The sequence below is a fragment of the Ruegeria sp. G2 genome, assembly GCF_056533505.1.
Window position 1 is genome coordinate 65,426 of the sequence record NZ_JBQFON010000001.1, and the last position, 18,624, is coordinate 84,049.

An 18,624-nucleotide genomic window follows, 5' to 3' on the forward strand; every position below is an offset into this window, starting at 1 on the left:
CTTACTCGGCGGCCTCGGTCACACCCACAAGGATATCACGGATTTCGGCCTCTTTGATATCATCATGCTCGGCGATAACCACAAGGCGCGAGCGGCGCTCTTCATCAGGTTCCCACGGGCGGTCATACTGATGACGTACCCGCGAGCCGACGGCCTGTACCAGCAGGCGCATGGGCTTGCCCTGAATCGCGGCATAGCCTTTGACGCGCAGGATGTTCAGTTCCTTTGCCAGGCGTTCGATCTTGGCGACCAGATCCAGCGGATCAGTCTGTTCCGGCAGTTCGACGATGATGCTTTCAAAATCGTCATGCTCGTGATCGTGATGACCATCATGATGGCTGGGACGCGCTTCCATGTCGTCCTCGGCGGCAGCTTCAAGGCCCAAGACAACACGCACGTCCACGACACCATCTGCGACTTCGACGACGGGTAGGGGGCGAGGGGCTTCGGCCGCGATGACCTCTTTGGCTTTGGCGACACCTTCGGGACCGGCCAGATCGGGCTTGGTCAGCAGGATGATGTCGGCGCAGGAGATCTGATCTTCAAACACTTCCGATAGTGGCGTCTCGTGGTCGATCGACTCATCGGCGAGGCGCTGGGCGTCTACCGCTTCGACATTGGGTGCAAACCGACCAGCGGCAACAGCTTCGGCATCGGCCAAAGCGATCACGCCGTCGACGGTGATTTTCGAGCGAATGTCTGGCCAGTCGAACGCTTTAAGCAGCGGCTTAGGCAGAGCCAGGCCCGAGGTTTCGATCAGAATGTGATCGGGGCGCGGCTCCAAGGCCATAAGCGCTTCGATCGTGGGAATGAAATCGTCGGCCACCGTGCAGCAGATGCAGCCATTGGCCAGTTCCATGATGTTTTCTGCTGGGCAATCCGGGATTGCGCAGGATTTCAGGATATCGCCATCGACACCCACATCGCCGAACTCATTGACTACAACAGCCAAGCGCTTGCCTTGCGGGTTCTGCATCAAATGCTTGACCAGCGTCGTTTTGCCCGAGCCCAGAAAGCCGGTGATCACGGTGACGGGCAGTTTTTCGAGATTGCTCATTTCAGCGCTCCAATCGGGGGAATACGGGCCGCGCAATTCTTGCGGAAGTGTTCGGGGCGTTCACGCCATTTGACCAGCCCGTCCTCGGTCTGAAGGTACTTGGTGGCACCTTCAATGATGGTTTCGACGTGATCGGTTTCGCTCAGATGTTTATAGACGAATGTCCATCGATCAGGTCCACCACGCAGCACGATAGAACAGCCTTCATCGCAGTTTGAAAGGCATTCTACTGCTTTCAAGGTGATGCCTTCGGGCAGGTCAGCCTGTTCTAGCGCTTTGTGCAGCAATGTGCCGGGGCGTTGGGCGTCGTCTTCGACGGGTAGGCCGCGACGACAGGTGGTGCAGACCAGCAGTTCGACCGGTGTGGTGTCGGCCATGTCTCTCATCCCCCCAAATCCTCTTCGTGGGGGACGGGGTTTCATGTGGGCTGATTAAAGCCCCACACCGGAACACCCCGTCCGGTTTCATCTTCGGGCGTTGGCAGGTCTCCCGGCTTGCGGATGTCAGAGCGGTGCTCTGTCGGATGTCCCGCCTTCCCGGCATTCGCCAGTGGCTTGGGCACCCTCTCCGGTCACGGTCGCGGGGGCGGCTGCGTTTGACGGAAATTCCGCTGACGCATTCCCTTTTCATCTGCTGCTGCAGACACCAACACTTGGCTCTTGGGACAGCATCACCCCCCTTGTCAAGCGAGTCTCGCTCAACTGTGCGTACAGGGGCAAAAAAGCGACCTCTGAGGGTCGCTGGACGGCATGACTTAGGTCAACAGGCGTGTTCGCATGTGCATCGAAAGACGAACAGGGAGAGCGTCATATGAAAGTAGGCTTCATCGGGCTGGGAAACGTGGGCGGAAAATTGTCGGGCTCGCTGCTGCGCAATGGGATTGACCTGACCGTTCATGACCTCAACCCTGATCTTGTGTCTGGTTTTGTCGCGCAGGGTGCGAAGGCAGCTGAAAGCCCCGCCCAATTGATGCGTGATTGTGACGCCGTGATTACCTGTCTGCCATCTCCTGCCGCCTCGGACGCGGTAATGCAGGAGATGCTGTCCGAAGTGACATCCGGTAAGATCTGGATGGAAATGTCCACCACCGACGAAGCGGAAGTAAAACGATTGGGTGCTTCGGTGATCGAACGTGGGGGGGCTGCAGTCGATTGCCCGGTATCGGGCGGATGTCATCGGGCAGCTACGGGCAATATTTCGATCTTCGCAGGCTGCGATCGGGAAACATTTGAGTGCATTCTGCCGTTCCTGACGACGATGGGGCGCCGCGTTTTGCACACAGGCGATCTGGGATCGGCCTCAGTGTTGAAGGTGCTGACAAACTATTTGGCAACCGCAAATCTGATCACTTGCGCCGAGGCTTTGGTGACCGCAAAGGCCGCAGGGATGGATCTTGGCACGACCTATGAGGCGATCAAAATTTCGTCGGGCACATCATTTGTGCACGAAACGGAAAGCCAAGTGATTCTGAATGGGTCCCGCGATATTTCATTCACCATGGATCTGGTCAAAAAGGACATCGGTCTGTTTCAGGAGGTCGCCGACCGCGCCGGGGTGCCGCTGGAGATAAACCCGGTGATGATGAAAATCTTCGACGACGGAATCGCACGCTACGGTGACCGGGAACTTTCCCCCAACATTATCAAACGCCTTGAGGACGCCACGGGGCTGGATATCCGTGCTCCGGGGTTCCCCGCGGAAATGCAGGATGATGAGCCGGAAGAGCCGGGTTACGAAGTGGTTCCTCAGAATCGGTAAAACATAATGTGCTGACGTTCAGGAAGAGTTTCGTTTGTTGATGCCACGGTTATCTGCGGTTCGGAGGTGGTTATTCGGATTGTCGCAGGAAAGTTCTGATCAAGTCAGCGGTTAACTCAATATTAGTTGGCGCTGAATGCATATTGAGTTCCATCATTTTCATCAGCCCCCCTGGGGGCCGGGGTGCGGTAGCCGGTTCTTCCTGGAACTTGCTGCGTTGGACAATTTCCGGAGGCTATTCTAAACAGATCAACAATAGTCCGATAATGGCACAGGCAAGAGTTTAACTTATGGGAAACGAGACCTTTCTCATCGTGACGACGATGAAGAACGAAGGGCCATTTATGATCGATTGGGTGGCTTACAACCGCGCAATCGGGTTCAATGATATTCTGATCTATACCAACGACTGTTCTGATGGCACAGATGTTATCGGTGATCGGATGCAAGCCTTAGGCTGGGCGCATCATGAGCGCAACAAGGTCGGACCACGCGCTGCGCCCCAGAACCGGGCTTTTACCCGATCTCGCAGTCATCCAAGTTATCAGTCCGCAAATTGGATTATGAGCCTGGATGTGGATGAATACGTCAACATCCGTTTGCCTGAAGGCAATGTTCAGTCACTGGTAGAGGCAAGCGGTGAAGCTGATGCAATATCGATCTGTTGGCGTATGTTCGGAAATGCCGGCTTAAATGACTTTGTCGATCGACCTGTCCCTGAGATGTTCTTTCAGGCGGCCACCGAAGACAGCTACCCCCATCACCGGACGAAAGGTTTCAAAACGCTATTCCGAAATAACGGCAAGTTTAGTCGGTTTCGCGCCCACCGTCCTCGGATCAATCCAGAGGACGCTCCAAATCCCGACGCACCGTACGAAGGGGTGTTGTGGAGAGATGCAGGCGGAAACCTCTACCCGGCAGATCAGGTGAAATGGAAGGCGTGGCGCGGATTCAGCCATGAATTCGCGCGTATTCACCACTATGCAGTACGAAGTACCGATAGCTTTCTTGTCAAACGTGAACGGGGCCGTACCAACCATGTTGGCCAAGACCAAGGTCTGAAATACTGGCTTGTTATGAATCACAACGACGTCGAAGATCGCTCGATCTTGGGCCACATGCCCGCCATGCATGACATCAAAGCCGAGATGATGGCTGATCCACAGTTGGCCGAGCTTCACCACAAAGCCTGCGAATGGCATAGTACAAAAGCCGCAGAGTTGAAGGCCAGACCTGATTGGCTCGATTTGGTTGAGGCCCTGCAGAATTCTCATATCGGAGAAGACGCCCATGGCTGAAACCGTATCCGCCGAAGACCGCCGCAAGAAACAAGCCCTGCAGCGCGAGCGGAAAGATGCGCTGAGGCGCGAAATGCTCAGGACAATGCCGCACGGAAAGCTCAGCATCGAAATCGGCGTCTGGCGGGGCGAGTTTTCGCGGATATTACTCGATGAATTGAAGCCTTCTAAGCTGTGCCTCATCGACCCATGGGGCGTGCAGCCCGACGCAGATGGTGGCGCATCTTTGGCCGGAGCGCGTAGCCAAAACGATATGGACCGCATCTATGAAGCGGTGAAAAACACATACGCCTATGAGATAGCGAAGGGTCAAGTTTCGGTAATTCGCGATTATTCAGTTCCTGCACTGCGCCTCTTCGAAGATCAGAGTATCGGTTTCGCCTATCTTGATGGCGACCATTCATATGAAGGGGTCAAAGCGGATCTGGATGCGGTATTGCCGAAGATGATCGAAGGCGGTGTCATCATGTTGGATGACTACCATCGGAGGGGATGGTGGAAAGATGGTGTGATGCGTGCCTTCCACGAGTTTTTGGGCGCAAACTCGGCGGGCTTGCGTCTTAAGGCGATCAAAGGCGCTCAGGTCGCGGTTCAAAAGCTATAGTCAATGAGCCAGTTTCATATCGAATTGGAGATGTTGGCACCCGAGAAGGACCTACAGAAGATGGCGCCACTTTGGTTCAACCGCAGGACTTGCAATGACTGACAGGATCGTTGTCTACACGACGATGAAGAACGAAGGCCCGTTCATGATTGATTGGGTGTCCTACTACCTGTCACTCGGCATCGACCATTTCCTCATTTACACCAACGATTGTGATGACGGCACCGATCTGATTGCAGAACGGCTCGGGGATCTGGGCATTGCAACCCATGTTGATAATCGGGTCAAGCCAAAGCAAAGCCCGCAGAACACGATGCTCAGGCGAGTTCGTTCACATCCGAGGTTTCTTGATGCGGACTGGACCTTTTCGCTGGACGTTGATGAATATCTGAACATCCGCCTTCCTGATCCCTCCATGCACAAGTTGCTGGAAAAGTTACAGGAAACCGCAGGAGAGCCTTTTGATGTTGCCTCTTTTGCCTGGAAGCTATTCGGTTGCGGTGGCGTCGAAGACTTCAGCGATATTCCAGTGGCTGAGCAGTTCTTTCTTTGCGATACCGAGCAGGGCTATTATTCGGGCGTTGCGGGCGGGCTGAAGAGTATAACGCGCAACAACGGGTTATTCACCCGATATGGTCCGCATCGCCCCAAAGGGGTTGCGCCTGAGCGCATGTCCGAGATCAGATGGGTTGATGGTGGGGGGCAACTTCTTGACCCCGAAGCTGTAACCTGGCGCGCCACATCCAACTACCGCCATGATTTTGCGCGTATCCATCACTATGTGACGCGTTCAATCGAGTCGTTCATGGTTAAACGGGATCGGGGTAAAACCAATCATATTCACGATGATCAGGCCGAATCCTATTGGAACAATATGAACGCGAATTTGGTTGAGGACCGGTCGATCTTGCCGCTTTGGGAAAAGGCTGCGGTAGAGCGGGAACGTTTGATGTCCGATGACCAACTGGCGTCCTTGCATGCCGCCGCGTGCTCCTGGCACGCGCAGAAAATTGTCGAGCTAAATCAAAGACCGGATTGGGTGGAATTCCGAGAGTTTTTGCACCGGTACAAGACCATGGGCCCCGGTCGCTGACGCATCTCAGGGCCGTAAGAAGTCTTCGACGGGGAACCATACAAAGACGCTGAGGCACAGCTTATTGGCAGGGCTGCCGGCGGCGTTAGCGCTCTTGGGTTCTATCAATCAGGGATGCAATACGGCACCGAACAGCGAGAGTGTTCCAACAAATGGGAGACGAGCGCAATCCTAACAGAAAAATGTTTCAAGTGGTCCGATATCAGCCCGTTTCCGAAGGAGCCGCCGTTGGTAGTTGCGCAGGGTTGAGTGGCCGGCCGAGTGATATCGCGAGTAGTTGCTTCTTCTAACAGTTCACTGCACGACAAACGACACAGTAACCCTCGTCCGCCTTTTATCCTCGTCCTGTATGGAGAGTCGCATCGTGTGCCGCCCAACCGGCAGTTCAGCCGAACGTGCGAGCAGGCGCGAACCTTCGACTGAGGCGTGCTTCATTATTCGTTTGGTTACATTGATCCATGCTGGACCCATACGATAGTCGATCCGAATTGACGACAAATCAACTGCCGTATCTCCTCTCGGGCTAATGTCTACATCAATATTGACAGGCGACTGGACAATATCCTTTTTGGGCGAATTGAAATTTACGAAGGGGCCATCGGATTGAGTAACGGTCAATCCTCGGTCTAGAGACTCAGTAATTTTAGGTTGATTGTCGAGTTCTGCCATTTCGGCTGGAGTAAGCAGGGAGAACGCTTCTTGCTCGCTATTTCGCGGAAGAAGACTCCATACGGAAAAGGCCAACACAAACAGTATTGCACCAATCAACAACCATCTCGCACGCACTACCCACACATACATCACCTTAAGCAAACCAGAATGAAACGAGACTATCACACAACGAGACAATATCTCAATTTGCGGGACTTGGTCTGAAATCGAGTCGCCCAATTATAGAGAAAAATGGGCATTGCGCATGGAATCACACGGCAAGTCTTGCGGCGCGATAAATGCCCAAATCGGGCTACATTTCCCCTATGTGACCCCAGAACAAGCATTTGTATCGCTCGGTCTGGGAAGGTCGTGTAAGCTATTGAGTTCTTTTGGAGGCGAGTACCAAATTCGAACCCGCGTAAAGGAACTCTATTTCTTAATAAATAACAATTTTTTAGTGAAATGTTGGCGGTATGTGGGTTTGTGAATGTTGCGGGATTGTTGGTTGAAATTGTTCGTTGGCTTGTCTTCGCGGTCGATATCGATTGTCGCATGATGGTGCAACACGAGGGGAAGCGGCACAGGCTTGCCTAAGTCCGCTGATTGGGATGCGGGTCGGTTGATCAGTCAGATATGAGAGTTGGATGCGGAGGTAACTCACCGACCACGAGGCAAGGAGATGGCGCACTGGCTGATGCCGGCACCGGGAATTGGGCCGCTCGTTGCGACTGCACTAGTTGCCCTCTCGTTCCCGAACTGGATTCTTCGCCAACATCTAAATTCATTGATCCTCGTCAAGATTGGAAAAGGTATGATGTGATACAGTTGATGCCAAAAATGGGGGCTATCATGAAAGAATTAGTCGAGATTGGAAGAACATTTGTTCAGGCAATGCGTGATCGCAGGGGCCTTGCAAATGTTGATGAAATGTATGCCGAGAACGCTCAATCCATAGAAGCGGTTGTGCCTCCGGTTCGACAGTTTCGCATTACCAAAGGCCGTGATGCTATCAAAGGGAAAAGAGAGGATTGGCTGGCAGCTCATGAAATCATCGAACTCGAAGTCGATGGCCCCTATGTTCATCCCCCAAACCGCTTCAGTGTGCGATACAAGGCTAAGGTAACGCAGAAGGAGACTGGGCAACGTATCGCCCTGAGCGAGATTGCTGTTTATTCTGTAGCAGACGGAAAGATTGTATTGGAAGAGTTCTTCATGTTGCCGAAGGAGGAGCGGCAACCCGCAATACTGACGTAGTGTTGGTTTCATCCGCACGCTGGAAGTGTGGCTTGTAAGTGCTTTGACGCGATGGATGGACAATTGGGCATTTGTTTCTACCGCGTGATGCTTGGCCTGGAGGTCTGACCGGTAATGCGCCTTGTTTCATTCGCAATGCCGATACGACCGGGATGTCTTTTGACGCGATACCGAGGACGCTTGGTTGCGCAAGATCAAGGTAATTAGATGCATTTTTTGCGATAATGCTGCCTCACCCCAATCGCACCAAAGGAGGAGGATCAGAAAATGCTTGAAGACAAAAAAAACCCGCAACTGTTTGCTGGAACACATCCGCTATCTGATAATTTTCGACGCGAAATGGAATCCATGATGTCACGCTTTTTCGGGGGCGCAGCGCCATTCCTGCCACTGGAAACAGCCGCGCAACGCACGGGCTTCCCGTCGTTGGACATGACGGGTGCGATTTCGCCGGCGATTGACATCCACGAGACGGATGCGGCGATAATTCTCACCGCTGAATTGCCGGGCCTCGAAGAAGACGATGTCGAAGTCGAAATCAAGGACCGCAGATTGACCCTACGAGGCCAGAAGAAGGTCACGCATGATGACACGGGCGATCTGCGCGTTAGTGAGAGAAGCTATGGCAGTTTTACCCGGACAATGACGCTGCCTGATGCAGTCGATATCGAGGAGATTTCTGCTGCGTTCGACAAAGGGGTCCTGCACGTCACGATGCCGAAAACCGAACCTCAGGATCCCAGCCGAAAGATTAAGGTCTCATCGAAATAGGCGCGATGGAGGCACACGCGCAACCATCATGGTCCGGGCAGCATGCGCGGACCCTTGGTGTTCTTAAAACGAGCACATTATTGCCCACCATAGCGGTTTCACTGCTGGGCATGATAATGTGTCAATAGCGCTGGAGAACTGAGATGGACGATGCGGACGCCTGACAAAAGCGATGTGGAAAGTGAAACGGGCGATGTCCGTGCATTTCTGGAGAGCTTGACGGGGCCGTCCCGCGGAACCGTTACTTGGCTTGTCGGCAACGCTTTGGCTGCTTCGGTGGGTCCTGATCGTATCCTGAAGTTCAGGCGGAAAGAGGATTTGCCCCCGCATGACGAAGACGTGGCGACCATTCAGTGGTCGCAAGGCGGTTACACGCTAAACGCGTTGCCCGGCCGGGATATCTGGGTCAACGGTCAAAAAACCGCTTCTACAATTCTAGGGCATGGCGACATGATTGAATTCGGTGAAGAGGGCCCCATGTCGCGCTACAGGGTGTGTGACCACTCATTCCCTGCACATCACACGGTCGAAGACATAATAAGTGACGCTTATGTGTATACGCGCTCCAGCCGACGACCCTTCGTCAGAAAAATGTCCGGTGCGCTGCGCGAAGGTGGGCGTCGGCTGACATCACAAACCACGGTTTTGTTCAGGGTTGCCGTTATCGGTGTGCTTCTTCTGATCTTTGCCTTTGGCTATTTGCTTTTTCAGAACGACCGGAAGCTGGCGGACAGCCTTAAACAGGAATCTCTCAAGATCGAGGCGGTTGCCGTGATGCTCGCGCAGACACGAGAAGATGCATTGACGGCGGATGATCTGGTCGCGCTCAGAGAGGCGTTTGACAACCAGGTAATTTCCACCGAGCAACGCCTTGGGACATTGGAAGACCGTGCAGGTGCGTCCAGGCGGGTAGTCACGGCCTCGACGCGATCCATTGCCTTTATCCAAGGGGCCTACGGATTGCGACAAACCGAAAGCGGAAAATTGCTGCGGCATGTGCTTGGCCCGGACGGGGAGAAACTAAAAACTCCATTCGGGAAACCATGGATTGAGCCTGATGCGGTCGGCGCGCCGGCAGAGTTTCAGTTTACCGGAACCGGGTTTCTGTTGCAGGGCACCCCCCTGCTGGTGACCAACCGTCACGTGGCCTTGCCCTGGACGACCGGGGATCGTGCGCAGGCCCTGAAGGCAGCAGGGCTTGAAGCCGAGATACTTAGTCTGCTGGCTTATCTGCCAGAGCAATCCAAGCCAATGGAAGCGGTATTGCTTAGGGCAAGCAAAACGGCCGATCTGGCGCTTCTGTCTGTTGATGCGAGCCGGGTTCAAGGGCTCGGGCTTCCACTGGCACCTGAATCGCCGCGGGCAGGTGAAGAAGTTTTCCTGCTTGGATTTCCGACTGGCCTCAAGGCTTTAATTGTGCAGGCCGGGCCGGACTTTCTGAAAACGCTTGAGAGCGATGGCACCGTCGATTTCTGGACGATTGCAAAACACCTTTCAGAGCAGAACAAGATCCGGCCTCTGGCCAGCCGGGGGATCGTCGCTCAGACCAGCCCTGGTGCGGTCGTTTATGATGCGGAAACCACAACCGGCGGAAGTGGCGGACCTGCCCTGAACCGAAACGGCGAGGTGGTTGCCATCAATGCCGCGATCTTACCGGAATTTGGCGGATCGAATATTGGCGTTCCGGTGTCACACCTCAAGACACTTCTCGATGAAAGCGATTGATCGGCATATTCAATCGCGTGTCTGATAAGATGAGTTTTGCACAAGAAAAACCACAGCCAATGGAACGATAACAGAGATCAAGCCCACGGTAATCAGCAAGTTCCCCAAGTGGCTGTAGTCGGCGACGGAGGCAACAGTACCCGTTCTGGGATCGGTAACCGCGCGGGTAACGGTAAAGATCTGGTTCAGGTATTTTGTACCGAGGCTGCTTGCTGACAATGCCATGTTGGTGAACGACGCCATGACTGCGAAAAAGGTAGCTTTCAGATGTGTTGGGGCGTTGCGCGCGATCCAGGCCAACATTGGGACCATCGCGATCTGACCCAGCGGTGACTCGACTGCTGTGTCGAGTATGGCGATAAACCTTGCATCCACGACACCACCAGTGCGCGCGGCCGTCCATTCATGCACCCCAAAATACAAGGCAAGGTTTGGCAGGGCCAGCACTCCTGCGGCAATCGTGAGTAACACTACAACCTGCGCAATCGAACGACTTGCCATAAATGGCCTGAGGATAATCAGGCCAAGCAGAGCAAGTAGTGAGGTCAGAAGCGCTAGAATGGCCAGAAACTGTTCGTCAAACCCAAGCTTGTCGATCTCGAACCAGGTCAGGCCCGGTCCTGGCAAGGGAACTGCTCGAAAAACGAAAATGATAGTTGCTGTCCCGATCAGAACTTTGGCCTGTTTCGGCTCCAGCTCTCTTAGCAAACGCGACATGAGGTATAGAATGACCGTGAGCGACACCGCAAAAACGGTCTCTTGCGCGAAGGCAAAATTTGCGGTTCCCAACACTATGCTGAGAACAACAAACGCAAGTCCGCCCAGCAGTATCGGCCACCTGACTTCGGTGGTTTGATCTGGTCTGTGCGGAAGGTGTCCTCGACGAACGAGGCGACGCTGTGTCAGAGCGTGAAGAACCACTCCGCTGATCGAAAGCAAGGGGATAACCAGAGCGACAAGATAGACCTGACCGTAGAGAACCAAACGATCGCCTTTCTCCAGATCTTCTGCCCCCGAAAAAATCCAGATGTTAACCGCTGCGACTCCTGCAAACCCGGATATGATCGCGATCCTGCCGAGGGTCTGCATTGTGGTGTGCCGGGCACGAACTACTTCCGGCGCAAAAGCGCGTCCGTCGCGGTCCGATTGCGGCACCGCTTCTACTGTCATGGCGTCTGCAACGACATCCTGAATGGCATAACCTGAAGGAGCCAACATCAAAGCAACGACGTACCAATCCTCTAGTGGCATAATGCCGGACATATGGTCAGGCGCAGCCACAAGCCTGTACATGATGAGCAATGACGCCGTGATAAGGGTTGCGCCAACGACAATCAGCAGGGATTTCCAGCGCCAGAACAGATCAACTAGATGACCCAGCGGCATTTTTAGAATCCACGGCAACCCGGCCCAGAATGCCAATCCCGCAACAAAAGCGGCGGATAGATTCAGATATTCCTTAAGAAAAAACGCACCGACGACGGATGTTAGTCCCGAAACCCCGGCTGCAAAGTAAACCATCAACGGTGGTAGGTAAGACCATTGCAATTGCTCGATCAGATCAACAAAGGTCCGGTGCCACCAGCCTGAAATCCGCCTTCCAAGTGTTGATCGGTCAGTGTTCATGCGTCAGTCGGACCCCGTTCTGGTGACCCTGTGCTGTCGGTTTTCCTCTCAGAGAAATCCGGCACCAAAAAGCAGGGCGCTGGTCAGCACCCCAAGGATTGGTACAACAAGAGGTACGCGGAAATGTTCCCGAGTTGACCCAGGCCGGGACTTCAGCAATATCAGCGAGATGTTGACCAAAACAAACACTCCCAAAACGATCTGGGATGTGCGTTCCGCCAGTATTCCGATTGGCAGAGTTTGCGTCAGCAGAAGGATTATCGCAACAACCAACAGTGTTGCGACGACCGGTGTTTGGGTTACCTGCGGGACAGTCGCCAGTATTTTCGGCAGATGGTCCCGGTCGGCAAGGCCATAGATCACTCGCGACGCCATGATCATCTGGATCAGGACGCCGTTGACTGTCGCAACAACCGCGACTGCGGCGAACCCCTGTTTGATCACTTCGGGTGCGTTCGAAAAAACCAGGGTAAGCGGGGCTGCCGAAGCTGACAAGGCATCGATAGGAACAACAAGCAGAACCGTCATTGAGGTCGCCAGATAAAGACCTGTCGCCAGAACGAGTGTCAAAAGGATGGCCTTTGGAATTGTGTGGGTTGGGTCTTTTACCTCTTCGGCGACGTTTGCCATGTCCTCAAACCCGACAAAGGCAAAAAAGGCCAGCAGAGATGCCGCCATAATACCGCGCCAGGTATTGAGCTCGAGTCCCGGCACCATCTCACTAATTTCATAGCCTTGCGCTTCCTGTACGGACATGCCCCAGCCAATCACAAAAAGAAGCCCCGCAATCTCGATGACCGTGATCACGGCTGCCACAAATACCGATTGTGTAATGCCCCAGAGTGCAATCAGACCCATGACCGACACAACGCCGATCGTAAGCAACGCGGTGCCCAGCCCCGTCAGGGTGTGAAGGTATGAGGCCGCCCCGATCGCAACAGCGGAGGCTGAAATAATCCCAGACGCAGCAACGGCAAGACCGATTAGAACCGCCATCCAGCCCCTTTGAAATCCCGCTTCAACGTATGCCGCTTCTCCCGCGCTAACGGGAAAGCGTGTCGCGAGTTCGGCGTATGACAAAGCCGTCAGCGAAACGACGAGAGCAGCAACAAGAAACGAAATTGCAGCATAAGGGCCCGCGGTCTCGGCGGTAGCGCCGACCAGCACATAAATTCCCGCACCGACGGTAACACCGAGCCCATATAGTGTAAGCAACGGGGTGGTAAGAGAACGCCGGAGTTTAGGTGCCGGTGGATCAACTGTATGCATTCACCTCACTCCTTGATGGACAATTGCCTGGGCACCGAAGCAGTGCCGCGAACAAGCACCCCAATCATAAATCAAGGACTCGTCACCACTCATGCCGAGCTTCCTCTGAAACATTCATACTTTGAAATGTAATGCTTCATTTGGCATTGATCTATATCATTAGGCGCTAAGACCCGATCAGCGAGGCGGATTCGACTGCTACGACCGTCCTTTCGTGAAGGTTTTTCTCAGTTGGTACTCAAAGGCTGAATATGAGCGAGATCAATGAAACATTCATTCGATATCGCGTATTTTCAACTCGAAATGCTGAACTTGTCGGAGGAACAGATGCTAGTTTGTCGTACACTTCTTTTGTCAATTTTTACTGCAAGCGCTGCACTGGCGCAGGACATAGACCTTCAAAATGGGCACGATCTCTACAGAACTTATTGTTGGCAATGCCATGGTTTCGAGGCCACAGGAGATGGTCCAATGGCGGAGATGCTGGCAATAAGGACACCTGATCTGACGAGGCTCGCGGCCCAAAACGACGGCGTTTTTCCGATTGAGGCAGTGGCGCGTCAAATTGATGGTCGCGCACCATTGCTCGCGCATGGCGGAGAAATGCCCATTTTTGGACCAGCTTTGGATTCGGATCAAAAAGTTGCGCTGACGATGCCTGACGGCCAGCCGATGTTCGCAGGTGTTCCGTTGGCAAATGTAATTTATTATCTGGAGTCTATTCAAATCGAGTAGGATGGTACAAATGCCGCCATTAGATTGTAGAGCACCACTGCTTAAGTTTGGTGACACTGGTTGATCTACATTAAGGTTATTTTTTGCGAGATCTGGTAACATTCAGCATTTGGAAGATGAGGAGGAATCTCCAATGCCTGAAGAGAAGCCAAAATCATGTTACTCCAACCCACTTGTCGATGTTTTTAAGCAGATGCAGCCGACTACCACGGCCAATCCGTTTTTAGGCGCTCAGCTTGAGCAATTCTGGGACACGCAGGAAAAATCACTTAAAGAGGCAGAGGCCTTTGCTCAACATTGGTTTGAGAGGCGTCACGAGGCTGTTCGAACCGCGCTGGAAGCTGCGCGTTCGGCGTCTGCCGCAGACCCGACTGATCCGGCGAAAGCACTGCAAACCATAGCGGAGTGGCAGAAGCATTCAGCCGAACGCCTTGTAGCTGACGCACAGGAATGGTTCGAAACAGTTGCCCGATGTGCAGCATATGCAGCGGAAACCGAAGCCGAAGCAGTAGAAAAGACGATAGATGATGTTGCAAGCACAGCAAAGAAAGCGGGTAAGTCTTCGAAATCAGAACCGGTTTAGTGTGCCATATCACTGCGGAGGCCAGATAGATCGTAGCTGGAGCAATGGAAGGTAGCTAATATGTACAAAAACATTCTGGTACCAGTCGCGCTGGACAAAGATCATGATACACAGGCCTCATTTGAAGCTGCTCGTTTGCTGGCGAATGCAAATGCGGAATTCACAGTGCTCCATGTGCAGGAACCGATCCCTGCATATGTGGCATCTCAGATACCCGAGGAAGTTCTGGCAAACACGCGAAAAGAGCTTCAGGAAGGCTTACATCAGAACGCTGCAGAGCTACCGGGCGCGAAACCGCGGCTTATCTCGGGGAGTGCTGGCCGAGCGATCGTTGATTTCGCAAATGAAAACGACATCGATTGCATAGTGCTGGCCTCACACAAGCCGGGAATCGAGAACATATTTATTGGGTCGACTGCGAACCGGGTCGTTCACCACGCTAATTGTTCTGTCCACGTGATCCGCTGAACTGGTTCCTGGTAAGTGCCGCACGTCGATTTAGCGTCGTGGATGAGTCGACTATCCAGACCCGAGTTATTTTCGATCATCACACGCAGCAAGACCATGTGGAAACGGAAAGCGTTGATAGGCTCAATGAGTGGGTTCGAGTGAATGGGTTCGCCGGGTGAAACTGATGACGTTTTGACGCTTCTAAGTGAGGCCAAGGAGAGCAAAGCGTGAACGGAATTGTAAAATGGATTGTAAAACGCGCTTCGGCAGAAATTGCCAATGCTTCTAACTCATTGAAAAGTAGTGGAGGCGAGTACCGGAATCGAACCGGTGTACACGGATTTGCAATCCGGAAAATTTTGCTGATTTCAAAGGGAAAAATTGTAAACGGACTTGTTTCGTTCAGGGTCACTTTTCAATAGGTTACAAGCCCCAAGTAAACGGTTTTTTACAGTCTCACGCTCTGGCAAAAAGGCAAAGAAAAACCGCTGAGGGGGCGGCCACCCACCTCAACGGCATAGAAGAATATTTCCGTCCCAATACCTACGGCATTTCCAGTCTGACCTCAACCCAATTGGCGGTGAGATCATGAGCTGGCGCATCGCGAATGAATGCGCCGAGCGCCGCTTTGGCAGTGCTGCACGCAAGCAGATCATTATGTTCCTGGCCGACAAGGCGAGCGATGATGGCTCGGGGATCTGGTGTTCCAAAGGGACGATCCAGCGCCACACAGAGCTCAGCGAGAGCACGGTAAAGCGCACCATCATCGACTTCCTGCGCGAAGGCATTCTGATCGAGACAGGGCGGCGGCATTGCAAGAACGGCTATACGGTCATTTACCGCATCGTTCTAGAACGCGTGGCCGCGCTCGAACCCACGGCTGAGCCCGACATTGAGACGGGGGTCACTGTGAACCCCGTCCAGCCTGAACCCGGTACGGGGTCCACGGTGAACGGGGTACGGGGTTCACGGTGGACCCCAAACCATCCTAAAACCATCCATAAACCACCTACGCGCAAGCGCGAGGCGGCGGAGGAGGTTGAAGATCTTGAAGCTGAGAAGATCTTGGCTGCCTATCCCGAAGACAGGATCCGAGACCGGCGGACCAGTCTGCGTTTGATCGCAGCAGCTGTTAAGGCCGGAGTGAAGCCCGATGATCTGAAGCAGGCGGTCAAAGCCTATGCCAAGGAAAGCGAGGGCTACACCCGCAGCAAGGTCTGTTTCTCGGACAACTGGTTTAAGATGCGGCGTTGGGAGAAAGGGCTTGCCCAGGTGCAGGCGGACCGCGAGAAGGCGCGAGAGGCCGAAGCCAAAGGCCGTGCGAGCCTCGCCGAGTGGATCCACGAGCGCCATCCCCTGTGCCGCCATATCACCAACCGGCAGATTGAAGACTTGATTTCGTCAAAGCTGGTGACGCCTGAACAGGTTCGCGCTGCGGGGTTGCAGGCGTGACTTTCGAAGGAAGGCGACGCAATCGTTTCGTTCGAGCAGACGCGTTGTATCAGTGTGGTGAGGTAACTAGGCCATGTTTCGCAATGGTAACCTTAATGCTCTCAATGTTATTCTGAGATAACATAAATCGCGATGTGAGCAGGGGCGTTGGTTCGTCAGGTTGAGTTGTGAAAATTGACATTAATGTTTTCTCGGTGTAACATTTTTGGACTTAGTGTTGCTTGGAGGTATCTTTATGGCTGTTCCGATCAAAATGCCCAGGGCGGCTCGCAAGGAGCTCGTGGCACTTGGGGAAAACATTCGCGTTGCGCGACTGCGCCGCAAGTTAACCGCTGAGATTGTTGCGCAGCGTGCTGGCACAACGCGGCAGACCATCGCCAAGATCGAAAGCGGCAACCCCGCAGTCAAGATCGGCACTTACGTGGCCGTGTTGCAGGCGCTCGGCCTTCTGAAAGGTTGGGGGGATATCGATGACCCGGTTGGCGAGCAGATGGCCCTGGATGACCTCCCGCAGCGCGCGAGACTGAAAAATGGTTGAGGTCTGGATCGACTGGAAAGGGTTGAAACAGGTCGGCAAGCTCCACCGCACAGCGGGGCGGGGCCGAGAGCGGGTTTCCTTTACCTATCATGACGACTGGCTTGCCGACGAAAATGCCTTTGGGCTTTCGCCGGACATGCCTCTCGTCAAAGGGCAATTCGTGCCTGAGGCAGGGCAGGACATGCTCGCACCGCTTGGGGATTCTGCCCCTGATACCTGGGGCAGAACGGTGATGCGGCGTTTTGAGGGGCGCATGGCAGAGGCCGAAGGGCGACGTCCGAGAACGCTGCAAGAAACCGACTACCTGCTTGGCGTTAATGACGAGACCCGTTTGGGTGCGCTGCGCTTCAAGGTTGATGGCGAGTTTCAAGCGCGCGAAGGCATTGGCGTGCCTGCGCTCGTGAGCCTCGGGGATTTGCTTCATGCGTCTCAGCGCGTTCTGCGCGGGGAGGAGACCGCTGAGGACCTCAAGATGCTGTTTGCACCGGGCAGCTCGCTAGGTGGCGCACGGCCGAAGGCCAGCATACTTGACCAGCACGGACGTCTTTCTGTCGCCAAGTTCCCAAAAGATACGGACGCCTATTGCGTGGAACGCTGGGAAGCCATTGCACTGGAATTGGCAAGACGCGCCGGAATCACGGTTTCGGATCACACGCTTGAGATGGCGGGCGACAAGCCTGTTTTCCTGTCCCATCGGTTTGACCGGAACGGTGACGGCAGGATCCCGTTCATCTCAGCTATGGCGATGTTGGGTGGCAAAGATGGCGAAAGCTACAGCTATTTGGACCTGGCTGATATTATCACCTCAGAAAGCGTCACACCTGATCAAGACCGCGAGGAGCTCTACCGGAGGGTTGCCTTTTCCATTCTCGTCACGAACCTCGATGACCATATGCGCAATCATGGATTTCTGCGTGGGCGTGGCGGCTGGCACCTCTCACCGGCCTACGACATCAACCCTGTGCCGAACCAACCGCGCGTGCTCAAAAGCTACGTTGATGACGACAATCCGGACGCCAGTATCGCCCTGCACCGCGCACAACATGAAGCCTATCTTCTCGAACGCGGCGAGGCAGATCGTATCATTGCAGAGGTGGCTGAGGCGGCTATGGCTTGGCGTGATGTTGCCCGTGCCTTAGGGGCTCCGGAGAGGGAAATCAGGGACATGGCAACAGCCTTCGAGCACGAGGAAGCGGATCTGGCGCGATCGTGAGCTGGGGCCGCTGTTGAATTGGATTGACTGAAAGCCGTTTGGCTGCAGCGGCATTTTGATGTCCTTGGTAATTCCGATGCGTGATGACGTGGCAGTCGATTTTGGAGTGCCGAACTGAGAGCCTCAACGCCGTGTTTCTGATTGCTGAACATATGCAGGCAGCCGTGTCAGACGCGGTGCAAGCCCCGCTTCAACAAGAAAATTCCCCTGCGCCAGCGCATTCCTCGCGAAGCAAGTTTCTCGCTGACATCCCCTTGGTGCCAGCTTTGGTCATGTTCATCGAAACACTCAAAGTGAGGATCAAAAAATGGCTACTCAAACTCTGAAACTGAATGTCAAATCCGGCGAAAAAGACGGCAAGAACTTCTGGGACCGCTGCGGCGTCCTCTTCGTCAACACCGACGACAGCGGCAACATCACGTCGATCAACGTCAAACACAGCATGTTCCCCGACGTCGAAATGGTTGCCTTCCCGCGCCGCGACGAAGATCCGGTCACCGAATGACCTTAGCGCCAGGGCGGAGTTCCCGCCCTGGCGCAAGTT

19 protein-coding genes and 1 riboswitch are annotated in these 18,624 nt (G+C 54.1%); of the genes, 14 read left to right on the forward strand and 5 right to left on the reverse strand.

All coding sequences use genetic code 11. The features are described 5' to 3' along the window. Position 1: 1 nt before the first annotated feature. Together cobW and ACR0DU_RS00310 are read right to left on the reverse strand one after the other, a co-directional pair. Positions 2–1,057 (reverse strand): cobalamin biosynthesis protein CobW, encoded by a 1,056-nt coding sequence (cobW, locus tag ACR0DU_RS00305; RefSeq protein WP_480871825.1) that lies wholly within the window; start codon positions 1,055–1,057, stop codon positions 2–4. Beyond that, on the reverse strand, positions 1,054–1,434 hold the full coding sequence (locus ACR0DU_RS00310) for a DUF1636 family protein (protein ID WP_480608527.1): 381 nt from the start codon (positions 1,432–1,434) through the stop codon (positions 1,054–1,056). Before ACR0DU_RS00310 ends, cobW begins: the two co-directional genes overlap by 4 nt. Positions 1,435–1,519: 85 nt before the next feature. Further along, positions 1,520–1,722: riboswitch (cobalamin riboswitch) on the reverse strand. A 145-nt stretch (positions 1,723–1,867) separates the two neighbouring features. On the opposite strand from ACR0DU_RS00310, the gene ACR0DU_RS00315 reads away from it, so the two are divergent. From ACR0DU_RS00315 to ACR0DU_RS00330, 4 genes are all read left to right on the forward strand, one after another. Next, entirely contained in the window at positions 1,868–2,815 is a 948-nt protein-coding gene (locus ACR0DU_RS00315) for an NAD(P)-dependent oxidoreductase (RefSeq protein ID WP_480871827.1), read from the forward strand. A gap of 290 nt (positions 2,816–3,105) precedes the next feature. Then, positions 3,106–4,113 carry a glycosyltransferase family 2 protein gene (locus ACR0DU_RS00320; RefSeq protein ID WP_480871828.1) on the forward strand — a complete coding sequence of 336 codons (1,008 nt, stop codon included), beginning with the start codon at positions 3,106–3,108 and terminating at the stop codon, positions 4,111–4,113. Further along, complete coding sequence (locus tag ACR0DU_RS00325) at positions 4,106–4,717, forward strand: class I SAM-dependent methyltransferase (protein ID WP_480871830.1); 612 nt, start codon at positions 4,106–4,108, stop codon at positions 4,715–4,717. Before ACR0DU_RS00320 ends, ACR0DU_RS00325 begins: the two co-directional genes overlap by 8 nt. Before the next feature lie 94 nt (positions 4,718–4,811). Then, on the forward strand, positions 4,812–5,810 hold the full coding sequence (locus tag ACR0DU_RS00330; protein WP_480871832.1) for a glycosyltransferase family 2 protein: 999 nt from the start codon (positions 4,812–4,814) through the stop codon (positions 5,808–5,810). 294 nt (positions 5,811–6,104) lie between these two features. Here the strand turns inward: ACR0DU_RS00330 and ACR0DU_RS00335 are convergent, their stop codons facing one another. After that, positions 6,105–6,701 (reverse strand): hypothetical protein, encoded by a 597-nt coding sequence (locus tag ACR0DU_RS00335; RefSeq protein ID WP_480871833.1) that lies wholly within the window; start codon positions 6,699–6,701, stop codon positions 6,105–6,107. A 612-nt stretch (positions 6,702–7,313) separates the two neighbouring features. On the opposite strand from ACR0DU_RS00335, the gene ACR0DU_RS00340 reads away from it, so the two are divergent. From ACR0DU_RS00340 to ACR0DU_RS00350, 3 genes are all read left to right on the forward strand, one after another. Then, complete coding sequence (locus tag ACR0DU_RS00340) at positions 7,314–7,718, forward strand: SnoaL-like domain-containing protein (protein ID WP_480871835.1); 405 nt, start codon at positions 7,314–7,316, stop codon at positions 7,716–7,718. Positions 7,719–7,985: 267 nt separating this feature from the next. Beyond that, complete coding sequence (locus ACR0DU_RS00345; RefSeq protein ID WP_170468929.1) at positions 7,986–8,489, forward strand: Hsp20/alpha crystallin family protein; 504 nt, start codon at positions 7,986–7,988, stop codon at positions 8,487–8,489. Positions 8,490–8,639: 150 nt separating this feature from the next. After that, a complete protein-coding gene (locus ACR0DU_RS00350; RefSeq protein WP_480871836.1) occupies positions 8,640–10,214 on the forward strand; it encodes a trypsin-like peptidase domain-containing protein in 1,575 nt (524 codons plus the stop codon). Between the two features lie 9 nt (positions 10,215–10,223). Here ACR0DU_RS00350 and ACR0DU_RS00355 read toward each other — a convergent pair whose 3' ends face one another. Then, positions 10,224–11,840, reverse strand: a complete 1,617-nt coding sequence (locus ACR0DU_RS00355) for an MFS transporter (protein WP_480871838.1) — start codon at positions 11,838–11,840, stop codon at positions 10,224–10,226. 48 nt (positions 11,841–11,888) lie between these two features. Next, positions 11,889–13,109 (reverse strand): APC family permease, encoded by a 1,221-nt coding sequence (locus ACR0DU_RS00360; protein ID WP_480871839.1) that lies wholly within the window; start codon positions 13,107–13,109, stop codon positions 11,889–11,891. A 264-nt stretch (positions 13,110–13,373) separates the two neighbouring features. On the opposite strand from ACR0DU_RS00360, the gene ACR0DU_RS00365 reads away from it, so the two are divergent. From ACR0DU_RS00365 to ACR0DU_RS00395, 7 genes are all read left to right on the forward strand, one after another. Further along, positions 13,374–13,844 carry a c-type cytochrome gene (locus tag ACR0DU_RS00365; protein ID WP_480871841.1) on the forward strand — a complete coding sequence of 157 codons (471 nt, stop codon included), beginning with the start codon at positions 13,374–13,376 and terminating at the stop codon, positions 13,842–13,844. A gap of 133 nt (positions 13,845–13,977) precedes the next feature. After that, entirely contained in the window at positions 13,978–14,427 is a 450-nt protein-coding gene (locus tag ACR0DU_RS00370; protein ID WP_480871843.1) for a phasin family protein, read from the forward strand. Between the two features lie 60 nt (positions 14,428–14,487). Then, positions 14,488–14,895 (forward strand): universal stress protein, encoded by a 408-nt coding sequence (locus ACR0DU_RS00375; protein ID WP_480871845.1) that lies wholly within the window; start codon positions 14,488–14,490, stop codon positions 14,893–14,895. 570 nt (positions 14,896–15,465) lie between these two features. Continuing rightward, positions 15,466–16,329 carry a hypothetical protein gene (locus ACR0DU_RS00380; RefSeq protein WP_480871846.1) on the forward strand — a complete coding sequence of 288 codons (864 nt, stop codon included), beginning with the start codon at positions 15,466–15,468 and terminating at the stop codon, positions 16,327–16,329. Positions 16,330–16,564: 235 nt separating this feature from the next. Continuing rightward, positions 16,565–16,867 carry a helix-turn-helix domain-containing protein gene (locus ACR0DU_RS00385; RefSeq protein WP_058260762.1) on the forward strand — a complete coding sequence of 101 codons (303 nt, stop codon included), beginning with the start codon at positions 16,565–16,567 and terminating at the stop codon, positions 16,865–16,867. Then, positions 16,860–18,080, forward strand: coding sequence for a type II toxin-antitoxin system HipA family toxin (locus ACR0DU_RS00390; RefSeq protein ID WP_480871848.1), 1,221 nt, complete (start codon positions 16,860–16,862; stop codon positions 18,078–18,080). Before ACR0DU_RS00385 ends, ACR0DU_RS00390 begins: the two co-directional genes overlap by 8 nt. A gap of 307 nt (positions 18,081–18,387) precedes the next feature. Beyond that, positions 18,388–18,585, forward strand: a complete 198-nt coding sequence (locus ACR0DU_RS00395) for a hypothetical protein (RefSeq protein ID WP_035262952.1) — start codon at positions 18,388–18,390, stop codon at positions 18,583–18,585. Positions 18,586–18,624: the final 39 nt, after the last annotated feature.

Coding starts and splice junctions, on each gene's coding strand:
- cobW (WP_480871825.1), bottom strand. CDS start 1,057: ATGAGCAATCTCGAAAAACTGCCCGTCACCGTGATCACCGGCTTTCTG.
- ACR0DU_RS00310 (WP_480608527.1), bottom strand. CDS start 1,434: ATGGCCGACACCACACCGGTCGAACTGCTGGTCTGCACCACCTGTCGT.
- ACR0DU_RS00315 (WP_480871827.1), top strand. CDS start 1,868: ATGAAAGTAGGCTTCATCGGGCTGGGAAACGTGGGCGGAAAATTGTCG.
- ACR0DU_RS00320 (WP_480871828.1), top strand. CDS start 3,106: ATGGGAAACGAGACCTTTCTCATCGTGACGACGATGAAGAACGAAGGG.
- ACR0DU_RS00325 (WP_480871830.1), top strand. CDS start 4,106: ATGGCTGAAACCGTATCCGCCGAAGACCGCCGCAAGAAACAAGCCCTG.
- ACR0DU_RS00330 (WP_480871832.1), top strand. CDS start 4,812: ATGACTGACAGGATCGTTGTCTACACGACGATGAAGAACGAAGGCCCG.
- ACR0DU_RS00340 (WP_480871835.1), top strand. CDS start 7,314: ATGAAAGAATTAGTCGAGATTGGAAGAACATTTGTTCAGGCAATGCGT.
- ACR0DU_RS00345 (WP_170468929.1), top strand. CDS start 7,986: ATGCTTGAAGACAAAAAAAACCCGCAACTGTTTGCTGGAACACATCCG.
- ACR0DU_RS00350 (WP_480871836.1), top strand. CDS start 8,640: ATGCGGACGCCTGACAAAAGCGATGTGGAAAGTGAAACGGGCGATGTC.
- ACR0DU_RS00355 (WP_480871838.1), bottom strand. CDS start 11,840: ATGAACACTGACCGATCAACACTTGGAAGGCGGATTTCAGGCTGGTGG.
- ACR0DU_RS00360 (WP_480871839.1), bottom strand. CDS start 13,109: ATGCATACAGTTGATCCACCGGCACCTAAACTCCGGCGTTCTCTTACC.
- ACR0DU_RS00365 (WP_480871841.1), top strand. CDS start 13,374: ATGAAACATTCATTCGATATCGCGTATTTTCAACTCGAAATGCTGAAC.
- ACR0DU_RS00370 (WP_480871843.1), top strand. CDS start 13,978: ATGCCTGAAGAGAAGCCAAAATCATGTTACTCCAACCCACTTGTCGAT.
- ACR0DU_RS00375 (WP_480871845.1), top strand. CDS start 14,488: ATGTACAAAAACATTCTGGTACCAGTCGCGCTGGACAAAGATCATGAT.
- ACR0DU_RS00380 (WP_480871846.1), top strand. CDS start 15,466: ATGAGCTGGCGCATCGCGAATGAATGCGCCGAGCGCCGCTTTGGCAGT.
- ACR0DU_RS00385 (WP_058260762.1), top strand. CDS start 16,565: ATGGCTGTTCCGATCAAAATGCCCAGGGCGGCTCGCAAGGAGCTCGTG.
- ACR0DU_RS00390 (WP_480871848.1), top strand. CDS start 16,860: ATGGTTGAGGTCTGGATCGACTGGAAAGGGTTGAAACAGGTCGGCAAG.
- ACR0DU_RS00395 (WP_035262952.1), top strand. CDS start 18,388: ATGGCTACTCAAACTCTGAAACTGAATGTCAAATCCGGCGAAAAAGAC.